The sequence below is a fragment of the Legionella resiliens genome (assembly GCF_021344005.1).
Lineage (GTDB): Bacteria > Pseudomonadota > Gammaproteobacteria > Legionellales > Legionellaceae > Legionella > Legionella resiliens.
Map to the genome: position 1 here is coordinate 130,568 of NZ_JAJTND010000007.1, position 19,304 is coordinate 149,871.

Genomic DNA, 19,304 nt, shown 5'->3' on the forward strand with positions numbered 1-19,304 from the left:
ACTGAATTAAAAACCGTCTTCATGTATGATGGCCATATTCTATTTAAGGTCAGTAATTCCTGATGAAGCGTGGTTTATTACTTATAAATCTTGGGACCCCTAATAGTACAGATACTTCATCTGTCAGGAGTTATTTGCGCGAATTTCTTACCGATAAGCGAGTCATCGATCTTTCCCCCTTGCTTCGCTATATATTGGTTTATCTGTTTATTTTACCTTTCCGTTCAAAGCGTTCTGCCCAAGCTTATCAATCCATATGGACTGAACAGGGTTCTCCCTTACTATTATATAGCCAGAATTTAGTAAACGAGGTACAAAAAGAAGTTGGATCAGAATACATAATTGCTCTGGGTATGCGTTATGGGAACCCTTCTATCACCACGGCTTTAAATCAGTTAAAGCAATGCGAATCCATTACTATTTTGCCTTTATATCCACAATATTCATCAGCGGCTAATGGATCATCCATTGCTGAGGCCATGCGTGTTCTCGGCTCCTGGGATCTGTTCCCCTCAATCAAAATCATAAGTGATTTTTTTCAACATCCAGCGTACCTTAAAGCGCAAGCTCAAACTATTAAAACTTATCTCCGAGAGCAAACACATGTTCTTTTTAGTTATCACGGAATTCCTGAACGCCAAATTACAAAAAGTAGTTGCAAATCAATTTGTACAGAAGCTTGTCCCACTTTAACAGATAGTATCCAGAAATGTTATAGGGCTCAATGTCATCAGAGCAGTCGTTTATTAGCATGCGAACTGGGCTTATCTACGAATAGTTACAGTACAGCTTTTCAATCAAGATTGGGTAAAACACCATGGATAAAACCATATACCGATCACATTCTTGCTGAATTGATTGCTAAAGGGATTAAAAAACTAGTTATTGTTTGTCCTTCTTTTGTTGCTGATTGTTTGGAAACACTGGAAGAAATAGGCATACGTCTTAAAAAACAATGGCTAACAATTGGCGGTGAAGAATTAATTATTGTTCCTAGTATGAATAGTGAGCCTTTATGGATCAAAGCCATAATCACAATAGCACAAATGCAATCCGATTCCCAATTTAGGAGTATTTCGTGAATCTGCAATTAATCATCTCCCAAATAAGGAATACTCTATGCTCGAAATATAAGATTATTGGATTATCGAGTATACTTCTTACCGCCTTAGGCATTTATTATCTTTTTTATTATCACGCAAAATCCTCCCCTCCTCCAGCCCCTAAAATAGTCGAAACAGTGACTGTAACACCGACTACAATTGAAAAAACAATAAAACTCATAGGAACCATCCGTCCCAAACATGCAACTGTCCTTGTTGCTAAAGGGTCTGGAATGCTTGATACACTCATCAGTTCAGGGCAAACAGTCGAAAAAGGAGATTTAATTGCTAAAATAATTAATCCAGACATTGAAAAAAGCTACCAACTCTCTAAAGAAACAGAACAGCTGGAAAACACTCAATACCAACGTCTTAAAAACTTGCAAAAACCAGGATTTGTGAGTGCAAGAGAGGTAGAAGAGAAAAAAAGAATCTGGATCGACTCACAAAAAGAAAAATCCAGAACCAAAATCGAACTCAAAAACATGCGTTTTTATGCGCCATTTAACGGAGTAATTGGTGCATTTAAAATTAAGGAAGGAGCTCAAGTCACCGAAGGCGCGCCGGTAGTGAGCATTTATGATCCTAACTCATTAACAGTTGAAATTGATGTACCCTGCACTAATAATCATTCAATTAAAGAAAACCAACCAATTTATATATTGAACCAACTTTATCATTTAAATCATGTACAAAAAATGATAGATGATGAAACACATATGTGTCCTGCGGACGTCGATATCCAATGCACTCGCTGTTTAGTTGGTGCAAATGTATCCGGTCTGCTCGTAGTGAATAGAAAAACAGGAGCATTGGTCATTCCAACACAGGCCTTATTTCTCAAACAAGGCAAAACACATGTTTATAAGGTAGTTAATAAAAAAATAGAACTTGTTGCTGTCAAAACAGGGATACAAGAAAAAGATAAAGTAGAAATTATTTCGGGATTAAAATCCGGAGAGCAGATAGTGAGTAAGAACCCGGAACGATTATATCCAGGTCTGGAAGTATCAATTTATAAAGGTTAGCCGCCCTCTTATGAAATTTACAAGCTATTTTTTAAAACATCCAGTGATTGCCATTATTCTCAATAGCATGATCCTGCTCTTGGGAATATTATGCTTTCATTCATTATCCCTGAGAGAATATCCCGATATCAGTTTTCCAGTCATTACGGTGAATACTCATTATCCTAATGCCAGCCCTGAATTAGTTGAATCTGTGGTCACGAATGTACTTGAGGATCAACTTGCTGGTGTAGAAGGATTGGAGTTAATGACTTCACGCTCTAATCCAGGAAAGTCACACATTACCTTACGCTTTCGTCCAGGAACTTCCATGGACAAAGCCCTAAATGCCACGCATGAAGCAGCACGCTTAGCACAACTTCCAACAACAGTAGAAGCACCCTTAATTGAACGACAAAGGCAAGCGGATGGCTTACCTTTTATAGGCATTGCTTTGGAATCTTCTTCTTTAAACTTCGGTGAACTGACCCATTATGCCAATTTGAATTTAAAAAATGTGTTCCGGAGTCTTAAAGGAGTTGCCTCAGTTGATGTATGGGGACAGCCCTTTACTTATTCCATTCAATTAGATCAAAAGAAATTATATGCATTTGGAATTAATGTGGATGAAGTCGCCAATGCAATTGCCAATAACCGCTTATCTTTGCCTGCAGGTAATTATCAAAACAAAATCCCAACGACACTTGATTTTGAATTAAAAACTCCTGAAGACTATGAAAATTTGATTATCAAAACCCACAACCATTATCCTGTCTTTCTTAAATCTTTAGCTCAAATTCAACTAACTACAGACAATAACCAATTCCGAGTGAAGGTCAATGGCCATTCAGGTTTGGTGCTTGCGATTAACCGTGCGAATGATGCAAATCCCATCGAGGTATCCCAAAGTGTGCGCAAGGAACTGAATGCTTTAAAAAAAGGTTTGCCCGATGACATTAAAACGAAAATTATTATTGACCAATCCGAATTCATTAAAGCATCTCTTAAAAACATCCAATCTTCTATTCTCGAATCTATTTTCTTAGTCTTAGTCATTATTTTTATCTTTTTGCGGAATATACGCGCCACAATCATTCCATTAATTGCAATTCCGATTTCACTTTTAGGTTCTTTATTATTTTTGAAAATTGCAGGCTTTACTATAAATCAAATGACTCTTCTGGCGATGGTATTGGCTGTTGGTTTGGTAGTAGACGATGCAATTATTGTTCTTGAGAATATATGGCGTCATATCGAAGATGATTTATCCCCCATGGACGCAGCACTTAAAGGATCAAAACAAATAGGTTTTGCTATCGTTGCCATGACCTTAACTTTAACCAGCGTTTATGCACCTATCGCTTTAATTGATGGCATGATTGGTCAATTATTTATAGAATTTGCAGTTGCCCTGGCAGGTAGTGTGTTCATTTCAGGAGTAGTTGCCCTGACACTTTCTCCTTTGATGTGCGCTACATTCCTGCATAAAAATACAAAACATTTATGGCCTGCCATAGATAGATTCCTGAGTAAACTAACACAGTATTACTATAAGTTGCTGAGTATAATTATTTATCGAAAAAAAACCACCCTTCTCCTACTCATACTATCTTTAAGCCTAAGCCTGCTCTTTTATAAAGTAATGCCTGGTGAAACAGCACCAAAAGAAGATCGCGGTTTAGTAGGAATCTATACTCCACCTTTATCTGGAGATAACTTAGATACGCTAGAAGCCAATACAAAACGCGTGCAACAGTCCATAGGAAAAGTCCCCGAAGCCAAAAATACGTTAACCTTTTTAGGAAATTGGGGTAGTAGTATCGTCATGCCTTTGGAAGCTCATAAGCAAAGAAATCGTTCTGCAGAGCAAATTGTAAATTCATTAAAACCCAAAACAGAGCAATTACCTTCAGTCGATGCCTCAGTCTGGAGCTGGGACTCCGGATTACCTGGAGTAGAGGATGCCCGCAACAATTCGGAATTGGAGCTTGTCATTTCTACCACTGAAAATTTCCGGCAATTATTTGATGCAACAGAACATTTTAAAAAAATACTGGATCAAAGCAAAGAATTTGCCTCTACGCACTATGACTTACGCCTTGACTCCATGGGGTACTCTATAAATATAGATAAGAATGCCTTAGCTCAGTTAGGATTAACTCCCGCGCAATTAGCTAAAACAATCGAAGTTTTTTTCAGTGGTGATAAATCCATGTCTTTTCAAAAAGATGGCGTATCTTATAACCTAACATTAGAAGGTTCTTCTAAGCCCTGGACTTTAAACGAGCTTTATCTTACAACCCCTTCTGGAAAACGCATTTCTTTAGGTGCAGTGGCTCAAATGAAAAGACGTGCACAACCAACTGCATTAGAGCATGTTAACCAAATGCGTTCTACCACTTTATATGCCCAGTTACCTGAAAAACAATCCTTTAAGAAAGGAATGAATAGACTCTTAAAACTGGCAAAAGAAAACTTTCCCAACCAATATAAATTGAGTTGGGCAGGCGCTGCTAAAGCATATACTGAATCATCGTACACAATGGTATTGTTATTCACCTTATCAATACTCTTTATTTACGCTATTCTTGCAGCACAATTTGAGAACTTCGTTTACCCGTTTATTATTTTGTTCACAGTACCCTTAGCTTGTTTTGGGGCCTTACTTTTTGCTTACTTATTTGGCCAATCCTTAAATATTTTTACTCAAATTGGCCTGGTTACTTTAGTAGGGTTAATCAGTAAGCATGGTATTTTAATTGTAGAGTTTGCCAACCAATTGCAAAAAGAAGGCTTTACCTTAGCTGAGGCGATAAAAAAATCGTGTTCATTAAGGTTACGTCCTATTCTCATGACTACCGGTGCCATGGTTTTTGGTGCCATTCCCTTAGTGCTCTCGCATGATGCTGGAGCCGAAGCAAGGCATGCTATAGGTACTGTGCTTATTGGGGGCTTATGCATTGGTACATTGTTTACTTTATTTGTACTGCCTGCCGTTTATTTTATGATCTCGAAAATAATAAACAGGACTGGGAAAGCCTAGTCCCTAGCCATTGTAGCTTCGCTGTACTCAGACTACATATTTCTTAATAAATACTTCTTGAAATTTCCTATACTCTGCTCACCTAATTTGAGGTACTATGAAAAAGTTTGTCTTTTTTATAGGGAGATTACGTTGAAAAGGATATGTTTTTTAATGATTTTTTTTGTTTCTCAAGCAATAAGTTCTGTATTTAGTTTAGAGGATGTACAAAAGCTGCGACAGCATTTTTTTGCAAATATTCAATCGAATGGCGCAATAGTTGCCGCGCCCTCCAAACAAAATCCAGATTATTATTATGACTGGATTCGTGATTCTGCAATTGCCATGGATTTGATTGAAACATGGTATGAATCCTCAGAGGCCTTTGGATACAAAGAACGCTTATTTAATTATGTTTCCTGGACACGAAAGCTTCAGCATCAGCATGATCCATCACCTGGCCAAGATATATTGGGAGAGCCTAAATTTTATATGGATGGTTATCCTTTCGAAGGCCCTTGGGGAAGACCACAAAATGATGGCCCGGCTCTAAGAGCCTCGGTTCTGATTCGTTTTGCCCAGCACTTATTAGATAATAATGAAACAGAGTATGTTCAAGCTAATCTGTATAATAATAATCTGGATCCGCATTCAATGGGCGTAATTAAAATGGATTTGGAATACACTGCCCATCATTGGTCTGATAAAAATTATGATCTTTGGGAAGAGGTTTTTGGAGATCATTTTTTTACCGCGATGGCACAACAGAAAGCACTCTTTGAAGGTGCTGCTCTTGCTCGTCGTCTCAACGATAATGAGGCGGCAGTTTATTATGAACGCCAAGCAAGATTAATCAATACACGTTTGAATCAGCATTTTGATTCAGATCATAAGACAATTCAAGCAACGCTTTCACCCCATCCTGGTCCTCAAAAAACTTTAGAACTTGATTCCTCAGTAATTTTGGGAATTTTATTTAATCCACAAAAGAATGGGGATTTGTCTCCCAGTAGTACTTATGTCAAAAACACAGTAAAAGCTTTATACGATCAGTTCAATTCAATGTTCCCAATCAATAATAAGCACTCGGGAGAAATTTTGTTCGGTCGCTATCCTGGAGACACTTATGATGGATATCAAACCAACAGCATAGGCAACCCCTGGTTTATTTTAACTGCAACCATGGCTGAATATCACTATACACTCGCTGATCACTTACCTTTAATAAATCAAAGTGAAATAACAAAAAATATTCAAACTGGGGATAACTATTTAAAACTTATAAAAAAATATGCTCCCGATATGAAATTAAGCGAACAAATTAATTTAAATACAGGAGTCCAACAAGGAGCCCCTTCGCTTACCTGGAGTTATGTAGCTGTTTTACGTGCTATTGAGCTAAGAGATAAACTAACAAGTAAATTAAACCATTCTTCACGAGAAATGGTTAACTAGACTTCCATCCCCCTTTGCAACCCCTATGATTGTTCGAGGGGTTGTCTACTTGTTCCAAAGCTCTTCTGTGGATATGGCTCTGGCAGGCAAGCCCTGGGTAATGTAACTTAGGTAGATGCTAAACAGGATGATTCTTTTTTACTAATGTCTTCGGTAGAAGATATCTCTTCACGGCCTAATAAACGTAACGATTTACCAGACATAATGTAATTCTCTATTTGTTCCAGACTGATGCCCTTTGTCTCAGGCATATAAAAATAGGCGTAGATGAGTCCTAAAAGACAGATCACTGCATATAGAGCAAAGGTATATTCAATACCCATCATTTTCTCCAAAAGCGGGAAACTAAAAATGACTACTGTATTAAAAGTCCAGTTACTCATCGCAGAGAATCCCATGCCGGCACCCCGCACATGCAAAGGAAATATTTCTGCCATTGCAATATGCGGTATTGGTCCCACACTCACTGCGAAAGAACAGATATAAAGGATCAAACAAGCAACCGATAGAAACGGAAGCCAAACAACTTGATATAATGAAAACACACATAAAGCCAGTAAACTAAAAAACATTCCAGAAAAACCATACAGCAAAAGGTTACGACGTCCTACTTTATCAACACTAAGTATCGCAATAACCGTCACCAATAAATTAACCATACCAATGCCGATCGTTGCCAATATTTGTCCTGTAATACTGTTCATCCCTAAATTTTTAAAAATTTCAGGTGCGAAGTAGATAATTACATTAATTCCACTCAATTGTTGCAAACAAAATAACACTGTACCGAGCAGCAAAACTGGCAATAAAGGACTCTTAAATAACAACAGCCAACTTCCCTTTTTAGGTTCATTTGCCAATGTCCTTTCAATATCTGTCAACTCATGTTGGATTGAATGGCTTTTACGCAGCTTTTTTAAAGCCTTAGATGCTGCATTACGACGCCCTACACTACACAACCATCTAGGAGATTCTGGCATGAGTAAAATTCCAATACTTAAAATCAGGGCTGGGATAGCACTTGACGCAAACATCGCGCGCCAATCATTATTCTCAAGAAACAAGTAATTGACTGAATAAGAACAGACGATTCCTACAGTCATTGCCAATTGATAAATAGCAACTACAGCTCCTCTTGTCTCATAAGTTGCTGTTTCAGCCAAATACAAAGGCGCCATGACCGAAGCCACACCAATTGCCAGGCCAAGAACTAATCGTGAGATAACAAGCACCACAATAGAATCAGCGAATCCAGCACCTAATGCGCCAAAAAAGAACAACACACCAGCAAAAGACAGTAAGGTACGGCGGCCAAAACGTTTGGCTCCTTTTGAGGCCGTAATCGCACCAATCAGCATGGAACCAAAAAGGGCACCAAAAGGCAAAGCGGATGCCATTACACCAATATGTGTTGCATTTAAATTGAAATGATTTTTGACCAAATCCAAAGAGCCAGCAATGATCCCCTCATCATAACCAAACAAAAAACCAGCAACCGAACCAATAACTGCAACAATCCATGTCATAGTTGAACTCCTTAATCGATAATTCAAAAAATCGGCATAAAGCGCACATTCGTGTGAGCTGTCCATTGTCTTTTTAATTTATTATGCTGGGCTTGGATGATACTTCGCGGTTTTTCAGCGAAATCATATCGAGTCCCATCCCCTTACACTTTGGCGCACAGCATAAGATAAATCAGTAATTAATGACCAATTCCCTTTTTTAATTGCTTCTTCGGGTACGATCCAGGATCCTCCAACACACAAAACATTAGGTAGCGCCAAGTAATCAGAAAAATTCATTTCATTAATACCACCCGTAGGACAAAATTTTGCCTGGGGAAATGGTCCATGCATTGCACGCAACATATTGATTCCACCCACAGCTGCTGCGGGGAAAAACTTAAAATGGGTATACCCCAAAATTAATCCTTCCATTAACTCAGAAACACTGGATATACCAGGAATTAAAGGGATATGGGAAGTAAGTCCAGCAACTAATAGGGCCTGAGTTTTCCCAGGACTTAGTGCGAATTTTGCACCGAGATCTGCAACCTGTTTTAATTGCTCTGGCGTAGTTACAGTACCCACACCAATTAAAGCTTCAGGAAAGGTTTTTATCAGTAACTTAACAGCATCTAAAGCGATGGGGGTTCTTAGTGCAACTTCGATTACATGAATTCCTCCTGCAAACAACGCAGTAGCCAAAGGGACAGCTTGTTCTATTTCTTTAATCACAACAACCGGAACTACAGGTGATGTGCTCAACACAACTTCTGGTTGCACCATCCAATTTTGAAAAGACATAAACCTCTCCTTGTCACCAACTGTGCCCTAGATATAGCGCACCCGATTAATAGGATTTTATTTAGACCACGATTGCTTTAAATAAACTGCAGCCCCTAATATCCCTGGCTGCTCGGCAGTAATCACATAGGTCGGTATTTTTGCATTAAACGCTTTAAAACGACCTTTTTCTTCAAAACACGATCTAAAATCACTGCGGTCCAGCATTGAAATAAGCCGTGGCACAAGACCACCAGCGATATAAACCCCGCCCAAAGCTGCAAAAATTAATGCCAAATCCCCTGCATAAGAGCCTAGAATTGCAAAAAATTGCGCTACTGCCGCTTCGGCGACAGTACATTGGCGTGCTAAGGCCAATGTAATAATTTCTGAGGCAGGAGCATACGCTTTTTTTTGCTGGTGGAAAGCACTCAATGCTTGATACAAATTTTCCAAACCATGGCCTGACAATAAGCGCTCATAGGATACATGATCATACTTTTCCTTCAGATAACAATAAATGAACCACTCCTGCTCTGTTTTTGCACCCCAGCTCGTATGCCCACCTTCCCCTGCTTGGGCAGAATATCCGTCTTGATTTGATGCGAGGAAAGCAACACCCAATCCTGTTCCCGCCCCCAATACCGCTCTTGCACCATTTTTCTCTGCAGTGCCTCTTCCTATCTGGAGTAGTTGTTGGTCTGATAAGACAGGCAAGCTCATGGCAATCGCATTAAAATCATTCAAAACCTTGAGCTCTGTCAGACCTAATTTATGTTTTAATTCACTAATGGAGAAGCGCCAATGTGCGTTAGTCATACAAATAACATCATCAAGCACTGGACATGCAATCGCCAGAGCTGCGTGCTTTATTTCTTTTAATTCGTGTTTTGCCTTATAAGCTAATAAAACTGATTCAAGACTGTCGTATGCGGCACATGAATAAATTTCAATTTTATCCATTACCAAATTTTCTAAATTAACTCGACTGAAACGCGCAAAAGTTCCACCAATATCAGCAACAATCGCATAAGATGTTGAATCATCAAAAATCATAACAAGACTCTTTTCCCTGAAACAAACTACACGCTCCCTGTTCAGCCCCAGTAAACTGTACTCTTAGGCTGGTAAACAGCTCTCGGCCAATGCCCCGATTGAATTCCGCTTCATTTAAAACAGCACGGCTCCTTAGCCCCAATGCATAATCAGTAACTAATAATTGCAATATCCCTTGCTCAGCATCAATTAAAATCATATCTCCTGTTTCGATACGGCTTAACACTTCATTATCGATTGCCTCAGGGGTAACATGAATCGCCGCAGGAACTTTACCTGAAGCACCAGACATACGTCCATCAGTTACTAAAGCAACATGATATCCTTTATCCATGAGAACCCCAAGCTTGGGTGTTAATTGGTGTAATTCAGGCATTCCACAGGCTTTAGGTCCCTGAAAGCGAAGTACAACCACACAATCTTGCTCCAAAATACCTTTTTGAAACAATTGCTCAAATTCTTCTTGGCTGGAGCAAACCACCGCCGGAGCCTTAATCTTACTTTTCCCCGCGGCAAGTCCTGAGGTTTTAATTACAGCACGCCCTATGTTTCCGCTTAATACTTGCAATCCACCTTGAGCCCTAAAGGGAGTTTTAGTTGAAGTTAATACGCTTTCATCATTTGAAACAGAGGGTCCAGAAATCCATAGTAATTGCTCATTATCCAATAAGGGTTGTTGCGTATATCGTTGCAAACCATAGCCTATTACTGTATGCACGTCTTCATGCACTAATTGAGCATCCAGTAATGCGTGAATAAAATATGCCATTCCACCAGCTCGTTGAAAATGATTGATGTCCGCATGTCCATTAGGATAAATTTTGGCAATCAAAGGAGTTACTGCAGATAATTGAGCAAAGTCATCCCAATTTATCGAGTAACCCGCCATGGCAGCTACCGCAATTAGGTGCATTGTATGATTGGTTGAACCACCCGATGCCAACAATGCGACAATCCCATTAACAATATTTTTAACATCCATCAGTTGGCCAATAGGTAAATAATCTTCACCTAAATCAGTTAAAGAGAGAATCTGTTGTGCCGCAGCCCAGGTTAGCGCATCACGCAACGGTGTACCAGGGTTGATAAACGAGGAACCAGGAAGTTGTAATCCCATAGTTTCAATAATTAATTGATTGGAATTCGCAGTGCCATAAAAAGTGCATGTCCCTGGAGAATGATAGGAGGCAGCTTCTGCCTCAAGCAATGCATTTTTATCTGCCTTTCCTTCTGCATACAATTGACGTATACGCGCTTTTTCCTGATTGGATATACCCGACGGCATGGGGCCTGCGGGAATAAAAATAAACGGCAAATGCCCAAAGCTCAAAGCAGCCATCAATAATCCAGGGACTATTTTATCGCAAATCCCCAGCATGAGGCCGCCATCAAACATGTTATGCGACAAACCTATAGCCGCTGACATGGCAATTACATCACGGCTTAACAAGCTTAACTCCATTCCTATTTGGCCTTGAGTAATCCCATCACACATTGCTGGAACGCCTCCTGCAAATTGTGCCACACCTCCGGCAGCAGAAATGGCATCTTTGATTAAAGATGGATAATTCCAATAAGGTTGATGTGCAGATAGCATGTCGTTATAGGCAGAAACAATAGCTATATTTGCTTTGGTCATCCCGCTCAGATTTGCTTTATCCATCTTCGCACAAGCGGCAAAGCCATGTGCTAAATTACCGCAGTGAAGCATACTGCGCTGAGGGCCTTTCATACGCAATTTTTCTATATGTTTCAGGTATAAATCTCTGTTATGCGCACTACGTTCACGGATGCGATCTGTAACTTGAACTACAACGGGATGCATTCTTTTTCCTTAAGGTGCATACATCACCTGAACGTCATTATTAAAGTTATTTAAAAAAGCACTAACTGGCATAATCATCGGATCGTGCTCTGCCATTGCTTGATGCAATATAGTCAATTTTTTCTGACCCAGCACATGAAAAAAAATCTTGCGGCTGTTTAATAGTCTTTTTTTGGATAAACTTATTCGCTTATGGGGTGCTGTCTTCGGACTGACAAGAACTACTGCTGAAGCATTATCATCCATCCCCATTGCAAGCTCATCAGCGCAAGGAAATAAAGATGCAATATGCCCATCCTCGCCCATCCCTAACACAACCGCATCAAAAGTAGGTAAAGAAGCGATTATATGCTCTGTTTGCTCTAATGTATGGCCTTCTTTATATAAACTCAAAAAATGGGCTTTGGATGCATCATGCTGAAGTAAAAAATGTCGAACTAACCGCTCATTTCTATCCGGATCATCTGCAGGGACACAACGCTCATCGGTTAAAGTTACAGTAATTTTCTCCCAGGGAATATGAGTTTTTGCCAGTGCCTTGAATAAATCAACAGGAGTTTTTCCACCGGAAACTGCTAAATAAGCATGACCACGATATTCTATGGCCTCACAAAGAATTTGCTTTAGCTGACTCACTAAGTCATCAGTTAATAAAGGGGCTTCACTAAAACTACGTAACCGCATTTTGCTCCCCCCATACATGTGCTTTGCCATTATATAAACGAATTACTTCCAAAGGTCCCCAAGTACCCGATGGATAAGTATAGAGAGGGGTATCTTGTCTTTTCCATGCTTGCTCAATTTCATCAATCCATTTCCATGCTTGCTCTACTTCTTCGCGGCTAACAAAGAGATATTGGTGTCCCAACATCACTTCCAACAATAAGCGCTCGTATGCATCAGCAATTCTTTGTGAATTAAATAGATGATTGAAATTTAAATCCAACTTACTGTCCCTTAATTGCATGCTTTCACTCAGGCCAGGAATTTTATTCATCATTCGCAGTTCTACGCCTTCATCGGGTTGCAAACGAATAATGAGTTGGTTAGGAGAAAGTTCTTGTTTGAATTGTTTAAAAATATTGTAGGGTTGAGGCTTAAAGTAAATTACCACTTCACTTTGTTTTTTTGATAGTCGCTTACCTGTTAATAAATAAAAAGGAACTCCAGACCAGCGCCAATTATCTATGTATGCTTTAATCGCTACAAAAGTTTCAGTAGTTGACCCTTTATGAGCACCTTCCTCATTTAAATATCCAGGTAGCTGTTGGCCTTTAATCATGTTTCCCGCATATTGAGCCCGCACTGTATGTTCGTGAACATGTGTATCAGAAATAGGTCGTAATGACTTTAATACTTTTAACTTTTCACTACGAATACATTCAGCAGATAAGCTCATTGGCGGTTCCATCGCCAAAAGAGACAATATTTGTAATAAATGATTTTGCAGCATATCCCTTACTTGACCTGATTTATCATAATAAGCCCACCGTCCTTCAACTCCTACCTCTTCTGCAACGGTAATTTCAACCTTATCGATTGCCTTATTATCCCAATTTGAGGAAAAGATCGCATTAGCAAAGCGCAGTACCAGAAGATTCAAGACCGTTTCTTTACCTAAATAATGATCAATTCGATAAATCTGATCCTCAGCAAAAAAGTGAGCGACTTCATTATTAATTGCAATAGAGGAAGGCAAATCGTGGCCAATTGGTTTTTCTAAAACGACACGAGACGGTTGCCTGGTTAAACCAATACTTGAAAGACCCTGGCAGGTTTGTGCGTACAATGAAGGAGGAATCGCAAAATATGAAATAGTAATCCGCTCTGCACGATTTACATAATCCATTATTTTTGTATAGTCCTCAGGCTTTGTAAGATCGAGCGGGCAATAAGCCATCCTTTGAATAAGACGTGACCAAACCTCATCCTCCAGTTCCTCGCCAAGAAACATTTGTATTTTAGATTTTATTAACCCAGCACAGTCCATTAATGTTAATGAGTCGCGTGCACATCCTATAATACGTGTATTCGCGTGAAGCAAATGTGCACGTTCTAGCTGATATAAAGCGGGAAATAATTTACGACAGGAAAGATCCCCTAAAGCACCGAATATAATTAAATCACATGGATACTTTACAGTGACTTCTTCAATCATGTTCATCCTACACAATCCTATTTTTGAGGTTCAATACTAAATTGAAAGACCGTACAGATCAACTCCAATCAAATCATTGGGAAAATCAGTCACAATGTGCATGAAAAATTTTTAATGTGCTAATTTTCAGGGGTAATCATTGCAAAACCTTTTTTTTATGCTATATGAAATAAATAAGATAGCCGTTCGCTTCTGCCTGACATCCAATGGCTTAGCTATGGAGCGATGACTTAGATGAGTAATTTGTATGTACTTACCTTAACTAAATCATTATTAGGAGAAGCAGATGCTTAATAAGAGATTTTCAGAAAGACTTAATAAGGAGCTTGATAATATCGGTGCGCCCGAATCAAGTGCAGAGCGCATTGAAGTATTATCAAAGCTGGTTAAGATTCCCAAATTTAAAGCAGAAGCATTACTTAATGGTGCCACAAGCCCAGATGAAAAGCTGCTCAACGCATTAGCACAAGAATTCGAAGTCAGTGCTGATTGGTTAGTTGGTAAAAGCGATAAAAGCGATTCATCTCATTAATAACATTTCGCACTATTGCTCGCATAAAACATTTATTGACTATAATTAAAGCAAAAATAGAGTAATTATGGGATATTGAATTATGCAAGCAATAATAGATTCCTCAACTGTAACTTCATTACAGAAACAAATCGGAAAATACACGTCCCAAGGACCATTTTGTATTGGCTTAGAGGGGGAACACGAATTATATAAAGGGATAAGTGATTATGACAACGGGCATATGCAACAAGTTCACGACTATAAATCAACCTATAAGAAAGAAGACAGTTTTGAAGAAGACAGTTTTGAAGAAGACAGTTTTTTAGAGTCTACTGATCCTCAATTTTTTAGAAAAAAATTCATAGAATATATTCAGATGTATTCCTTTCCTGAATACGACGGAGACCCTGAGACAAGGACAACTCATCCGGAAGAAGCAACCATAAGTATGTCAAAATTTCTTGGCGTACAAGGACTTGAATTATTTCAGCTGGCTTTAGAAGAAGAAATGTATAGCAAAGAATTCAGAGAGGCAGTAGTAATACAATCAACGTCGCATTTTGAGGGTCCTAAATGGCAAGAGCGTCCTGTAGTGATCGTCGCAGGCCCTTCAGGAAGTGGAAAATCATATGCTGCTAAAGCAGCAGTGGAAAAAGCGAATCAACTTTTATCAGTGAGTTCTGATCTAAGCGGAAATTATGTTATGGCTGCTGATGGAGGAATTATTCGTGAAGTGTCTCAAATGCGCAAGCTCGCAATTCAATTAGCGAATAATCAGGGATTTACCGGAATAAAAGATTTACATGATCAATGTAAAATTTTAGACAAAGTTAAAAAAAGGATGCGAAAAGCGGCTTTTCTAACCCCTGACTTAGGGGTGGTTATTCCAGAGACATTTTCCAAATGGAGAGATCCGCGGAGCAACATTCAAAGTTTAATGAAAAAAATTGATATGTTGGATAATACAAAACAGATTTTTACACGTGTAGAAGGCCATGATCCGGATAATTTTCGAAAAGTTGTTGCCTTTATGGGTTCCAGGAGAGCCTGGAAAACAAAGGACTTTGATCTGCAAGACTTCGATTTGAATAAAACAGGGCTATCAGAGTCCAAAGAGTATAACCAATTTGGATTTTCCTTCGGCGAAAGTGGATCAAAAGCTGCAGAAGCTTGGTTTATGGCGCATAGTAAAGACAAATTGCACATGATAATAACTAATGACTTGATTCTGTTAAAGCCCGATTCTGCACAACCAGGAAACTGGGTTGCTGCAACCCAAGATGACGAGGGTGCACGTCTATTCCCTGAGAACCTTTATAAACAATGGGAACAATTACAACACAAACCTGATCTGATTGACTACTGTAAATTAAATTCCAAAACTCAAATTGCAACCTCCGCCCACCTAGACTTTGCTATAGCAAAAAATATAGTTCTAGAAAGAATTGGGGCATGTCATAAAAAAATAGAGAAAACAATAAAACAAGAACCGCCTGATGAAGAACGCCTTCATTATCTGCAAGCACGACTTGATTTATTAGAAACACTTGCTCAGTTTCCAGCAGAGAGTTTAGGAAGTTACGATGAAATACAGAAAATGCAACGTGATGTTGATAATCGAGTTCTGATAATAAAAGAACAGCTTGGAGATAACTGGTCACGCGTTTTTACAAAAAAAACAGACAGAGCATTAAATGAGTTTAGAGCTGCGCTGGATAAGGCTACTTATGCTATTGAGAACACCCCAATATATTATGTAAGTCTTTCAGATACTTCTTCGAACTTTAAAAATAAATATAACGAAGTTATAAATAAGGATTCAGTTGAGGAAGCGACGGACCAAGATAAAGAAGGTACTGGAGCATGTCCAACATCCTAAAAGCATTTCTTCTTTTTAATTTGGAGACACTTCAGGATTCATTATCAATCCTGAAGTGTTCGCCTTTCTTTTTCATAAAACATTAAACGATCATTTTGATATTTTTCAATTCAATTAAATTGGTTGATGATAAAAATCATAAACGATAAACCCAAATATAAAGCACATAGAGACAAAAGACGTCGCATACAAAAGGAGGATAATGCGAGCTTTTGTAACACCAAAAATTTTATTCCTTGTTTTAAAATAGATATTACTTTACAATTTTTCCGCATAATTTGGTTAAAATTTACCTTTTCTAGATTTTTTTAAAACATAATCACTAGGATGAAACGTGTCTAAAGTCAATAGTTATCAATATAAATGGTATGCTTTTATTGGAATCGCCTTGCTCTCTTTTGGGTGTTATCTCGATTATACAGTCGTTAATGTTGCCTTACCCACCATACAACAGGAACTCCAAGCAAACCTTGTCTCAATGCAATGGGTAATGAATATTTACTTTCTCGCATTATGCGTTTTAGCGACAGTTATGGGAGGCTTTGGTGATTTATATGGCCGCCGGCGTTGTTTATATCTTGGTAGCGCAATTTTTGTTATTGCGTCGATTATCGCTGGTCTTTCTTCCGATATCCATTGGTTAATTTTGGGTCGACTACTCCAAGGAGTCGGAGCTGCAATCATCTTCCCTCTAGGCCTTTCATTGCTACCACAGTTTTTTCCTGAAGAAGAACGAGGTAAAGCCGTAGCATGGTTTGGTAGTATAGGGGGTATTGCTTTGGCTTTAGGCCCTCTTTTAGGTGGACTTATTGTCACTTATTTAGGATGGAGATGGATTTTTTTCATTAATATCCCTATCTGTTTATTAGGGTACTTATTTTGTTTCAAATCGGTTTCAGAATCGCAAACAAATGCTCATCAACTTGCTTTAGATATAAAAGGCATGTTCTTACTTGCATTTACTATGAGTGGCATAGTCCTTGGTTTAATTTATAGCCAAACCTATGGTTGGACTGCATCCCTTACTTTAATCTGTTTTGCAGTAGCCATTATTACAGGTATCTTATTAATTAAAGCTGAAGAGAATCACCCTAATCCCCTTATTGATTTTAAAGTTTATTCCAACTTGCTCTTTTCGGCAGGAGCTATTCTCTGCTTTTTAGCGGGAGTGTTAAGCTCTGTTACTTTGTTTTTTGATCCCCAATATTTACAAATCATAAAAAATCAATCTGCAGAATTATCCGGATTTATTTTATTCGCTATTCCTGTCTCTGTTTTTTTAATAGCATTTTTTGTAGGAAAACTTATTAGTCGTCTGGGATTATTACATACCATATTATTAGGATTGTTTTTGGCATGTTGTGCTACACTATTACAGGTGTTCTTTACCAGTACTATCTCACTATTTTATGTTATTTTTGCATTTATTTGTCTTGGTAGCATGTGGGCACTGGGCAACACTGTTTCAGTCATTGCAGCACAAACCGCTGTAGGTCCTGAACGTGCAAGCGTGGCAACAGGCTCTATGGTCACTTTGTTTAACATCGGGGGGTCTATAGGCTTAACACTTGCAATTGTTATTTATAATTATGTAACGAATAATGTTTTAACGAAAACTAATGAATTAAACGAATCACAGATTTCCAGTTTAAAGGATTTCATCGCAAATCCTACGCATTCGCTACAACTTCCTGAAAATGATGTAATTCATCAATTGTTTAATAAAATATTCATGAATGGTTTTATTGGGGTGATGGCTTTTTTATTCATCTCTTCCCTTATTGCATTCGTAGTGGTTTGGCGAGGTAAACGAGTTGAACGCAGAATTAAAGTAAATACCCTTGCCAATGTTAAGCGCAACGGTTCTATCGCCTAATCAATTATAATCCAGTTGGCTCTTTTGCCACTGTCTCTTGGTCCCATTCAGCCTAGGCCCTGCGGCTTGGGACCAGTGTTTTTAGCACCATCCTCTGGACCCCCGGCCAAGCCGCGGGACATCGGAGCAGAGTTGGACTGGGTTTCAGGGATGCGTAGAAGATTCAGTTGTAAATAACCGGGCACATGAGAATCTCATGGCATTTACCGTTAACCATGGAACCGATCATTAGCACTAATCGGTTTTGCATGCTTCTCAATATATTCAATAATTTTTCCAGCAATATTAATTCCAGTAGCCTTTTCTACGCCTTCAAGACCAGGGGACGAATTAATTTCCAAAACCAAAGGCCCATGATTCGAGCGAATTAAATCCACACCGGCAACTTTTAAGCCCATCGTTTTAGCGGCGCTGACTGCAATTGAGCGCTCTTGTGGCGATAGTTTTACTTTGAGGGCTTTTCCGCCTTGATGTACATTCGCACGAAACTCTCCATCTTTTGCTTGGCGTTTTACAGCCGCAACTACTTTCTCCCCTACAACAAAACAACGAATATCGACACCCTTTGATTCTTCAATAAATTCCTGCACCAGAATGTTGGCATGCATTTCTTTAAACGCATTAATGATACTCACCGCGGATTGATGACTGTCTGCCAGGATTACGCCTTTGCCTTGTGTGCCTTCCAATAACTTAATCACTAAGGGGGCCCCGCCAACCATGCGAACTAAATCCTCGGTGTCATCAGGTGATTGAGCAAAGCTAGTTAATGGCATAGGAATACCTTTGCGTGCTAATAACTGTAAGGAACGAAATTTATCTCGAGAGCGTGCAATCGCTAAAGATTCATTTAAAGGATACATGCCCATCGTTTCCATATGACGCAACACTGCAGTTCCATAATAAGTATTCGATGCTCCAATCCTTGGAATTACTGCATCAAAATGCGGCAAAGGAGACCCGCCCCGATAATGCACCTTAGGACAGGAGGCAGCGACATTCATATAACAATATAAAGGATTAATAATTTTAATTTCATGGCCAGCAGCTTCTCCCTCTTCCTTCAGACGCTTATGGGAGTACAAATGTGGGTTGGTGGCCAATATTGCAATTTTCATGAA

Annotated in this window: 14 protein-coding genes; 7 read left to right on the plus strand and 7 right to left on the minus strand. The window is 39.0% G+C overall.

Going from position 1 to position 19,304, the window contains the following annotated elements; genetic code table 11:
* Positions 1–62: 62 nt before the first annotated feature.
* The 4 genes from hemH to LXO92_RS16420 all read left to right on the plus strand — a co-directional run bounded on the left by hemH (position 63) and on the right by LXO92_RS16420 (position 6,587).
* The gene (hemH, locus tag LXO92_RS16405; RefSeq protein WP_182350607.1) at positions 63–1,082 is read left to right on the plus strand and encodes a ferrochelatase; all 1,020 of its coding nucleotides are present in this window, start codon (positions 63–65) and stop codon (positions 1,080–1,082) included.
* Positions 1,079–2,131 (plus strand): efflux RND transporter periplasmic adaptor subunit, encoded by a 1,053-nt coding sequence (locus LXO92_RS16410; protein WP_182350608.1) that lies wholly within the window; start codon positions 1,079–1,081, stop codon positions 2,129–2,131. The genes hemH and LXO92_RS16410 overlap by 4 nt, the downstream gene beginning before the upstream one ends.
* Before the next feature lie 10 nt (positions 2,132–2,141).
* The gene (locus tag LXO92_RS16415; RefSeq protein ID WP_232891322.1) at positions 2,142–5,153 is read left to right on the plus strand and encodes an efflux RND transporter permease subunit; all 3,012 of its coding nucleotides are present in this window, start codon (positions 2,142–2,144) and stop codon (positions 5,151–5,153) included.
* A 153-nt stretch (positions 5,154–5,306) separates the two neighbouring features.
* On the plus strand, positions 5,307–6,587 hold the full coding sequence (locus LXO92_RS16420; RefSeq protein WP_232891323.1) for a glycoside hydrolase family 15 protein: 1,281 nt from the start codon (positions 5,307–5,309) through the stop codon (positions 6,585–6,587).
* A 107-nt stretch (positions 6,588–6,694) separates the two neighbouring features.
* On the opposite strand, the gene LXO92_RS16425 is transcribed toward LXO92_RS16420, so the two are convergent.
* Genes LXO92_RS16425 through zwf form a run of 6 tightly spaced genes read right to left on the minus strand, consistent with a single transcriptional unit; the run spans position 6,695 to position 13,914 of the window.
* Positions 6,695–8,179, minus strand: coding sequence for a sugar porter family MFS transporter (locus LXO92_RS16425; RefSeq protein ID WP_255465995.1), 1,485 nt, complete (start codon positions 8,177–8,179; stop codon positions 6,695–6,697).
* A 57-nt stretch (positions 8,180–8,236) separates the two neighbouring features.
* The gene (locus tag LXO92_RS16430) at positions 8,237–8,896 is read right to left on the minus strand and encodes a bifunctional 4-hydroxy-2-oxoglutarate aldolase/2-dehydro-3-deoxy-phosphogluconate aldolase (RefSeq protein WP_182350612.1); all 660 of its coding nucleotides are present in this window, start codon (positions 8,894–8,896) and stop codon (positions 8,237–8,239) included.
* Between the two features lie 57 nt (positions 8,897–8,953).
* Positions 8,954–9,931: a glucokinase gene (gene glk, locus LXO92_RS16435; protein WP_182350613.1), complete on the minus strand. Its 978-nt coding sequence runs from the start codon at positions 9,929–9,931 to the stop codon at positions 8,954–8,956.
* The gene (gene edd, locus LXO92_RS16440) at positions 9,921–11,756 is read right to left on the minus strand and encodes a phosphogluconate dehydratase (protein ID WP_182350614.1); all 1,836 of its coding nucleotides are present in this window, start codon (positions 11,754–11,756) and stop codon (positions 9,921–9,923) included. The genes glk and edd overlap by 11 nt, the downstream gene beginning before the upstream one ends.
* 9 nt (positions 11,757–11,765) lie before the next feature.
* Positions 11,766–12,440 (minus strand): 6-phosphogluconolactonase, encoded by a 675-nt coding sequence (gene pgl, locus LXO92_RS16445; RefSeq protein WP_182350615.1) that lies wholly within the window; start codon positions 12,438–12,440, stop codon positions 11,766–11,768.
* A complete protein-coding gene (zwf, locus tag LXO92_RS16450) occupies positions 12,427–13,914 on the minus strand; it encodes a glucose-6-phosphate dehydrogenase (RefSeq protein ID WP_182352878.1) in 1,488 nt (495 codons plus the stop codon). The genes pgl and zwf overlap by 14 nt, the downstream gene beginning before the upstream one ends.
* 286 nt (positions 13,915–14,200) lie before the next feature.
* On the opposite strand from zwf, the gene LXO92_RS16455 reads away from it, so the two are divergent.
* The 3 genes from LXO92_RS16455 (at position 14,201) to LXO92_RS16465 (ending at position 18,183) form a co-directional block, all read left to right on the plus strand.
* Complete coding sequence (locus LXO92_RS16455) at positions 14,201–14,446, plus strand: hypothetical protein (protein ID WP_019233460.1); 246 nt, start codon at positions 14,201–14,203, stop codon at positions 14,444–14,446.
* An 82-nt stretch (positions 14,447–14,528) separates the two neighbouring features.
* A complete protein-coding gene (locus LXO92_RS16460; protein ID WP_232891324.1) occupies positions 14,529–16,307 on the plus strand; it encodes a hypothetical protein in 1,779 nt (592 codons plus the stop codon).
* A 334-nt stretch (positions 16,308–16,641) separates the two neighbouring features.
* On the plus strand, positions 16,642–18,183 hold the full coding sequence (locus LXO92_RS16465; protein WP_182350617.1) for an MFS transporter: 1,542 nt from the start codon (positions 16,642–16,644) through the stop codon (positions 18,181–18,183).
* A gap of 209 nt (positions 18,184–18,392) precedes the next feature.
* Here the strand turns inward: LXO92_RS16465 and rimK are convergent, their stop codons facing one another.
* On the minus strand, positions 18,393–19,301 hold the full coding sequence (gene rimK / locus LXO92_RS16470; RefSeq protein WP_182350618.1) for a 30S ribosomal protein S6--L-glutamate ligase: 909 nt from the start codon (positions 19,299–19,301) through the stop codon (positions 18,393–18,395).
* Between the last annotated feature and the right edge of the window lie 3 nt (positions 19,302–19,304).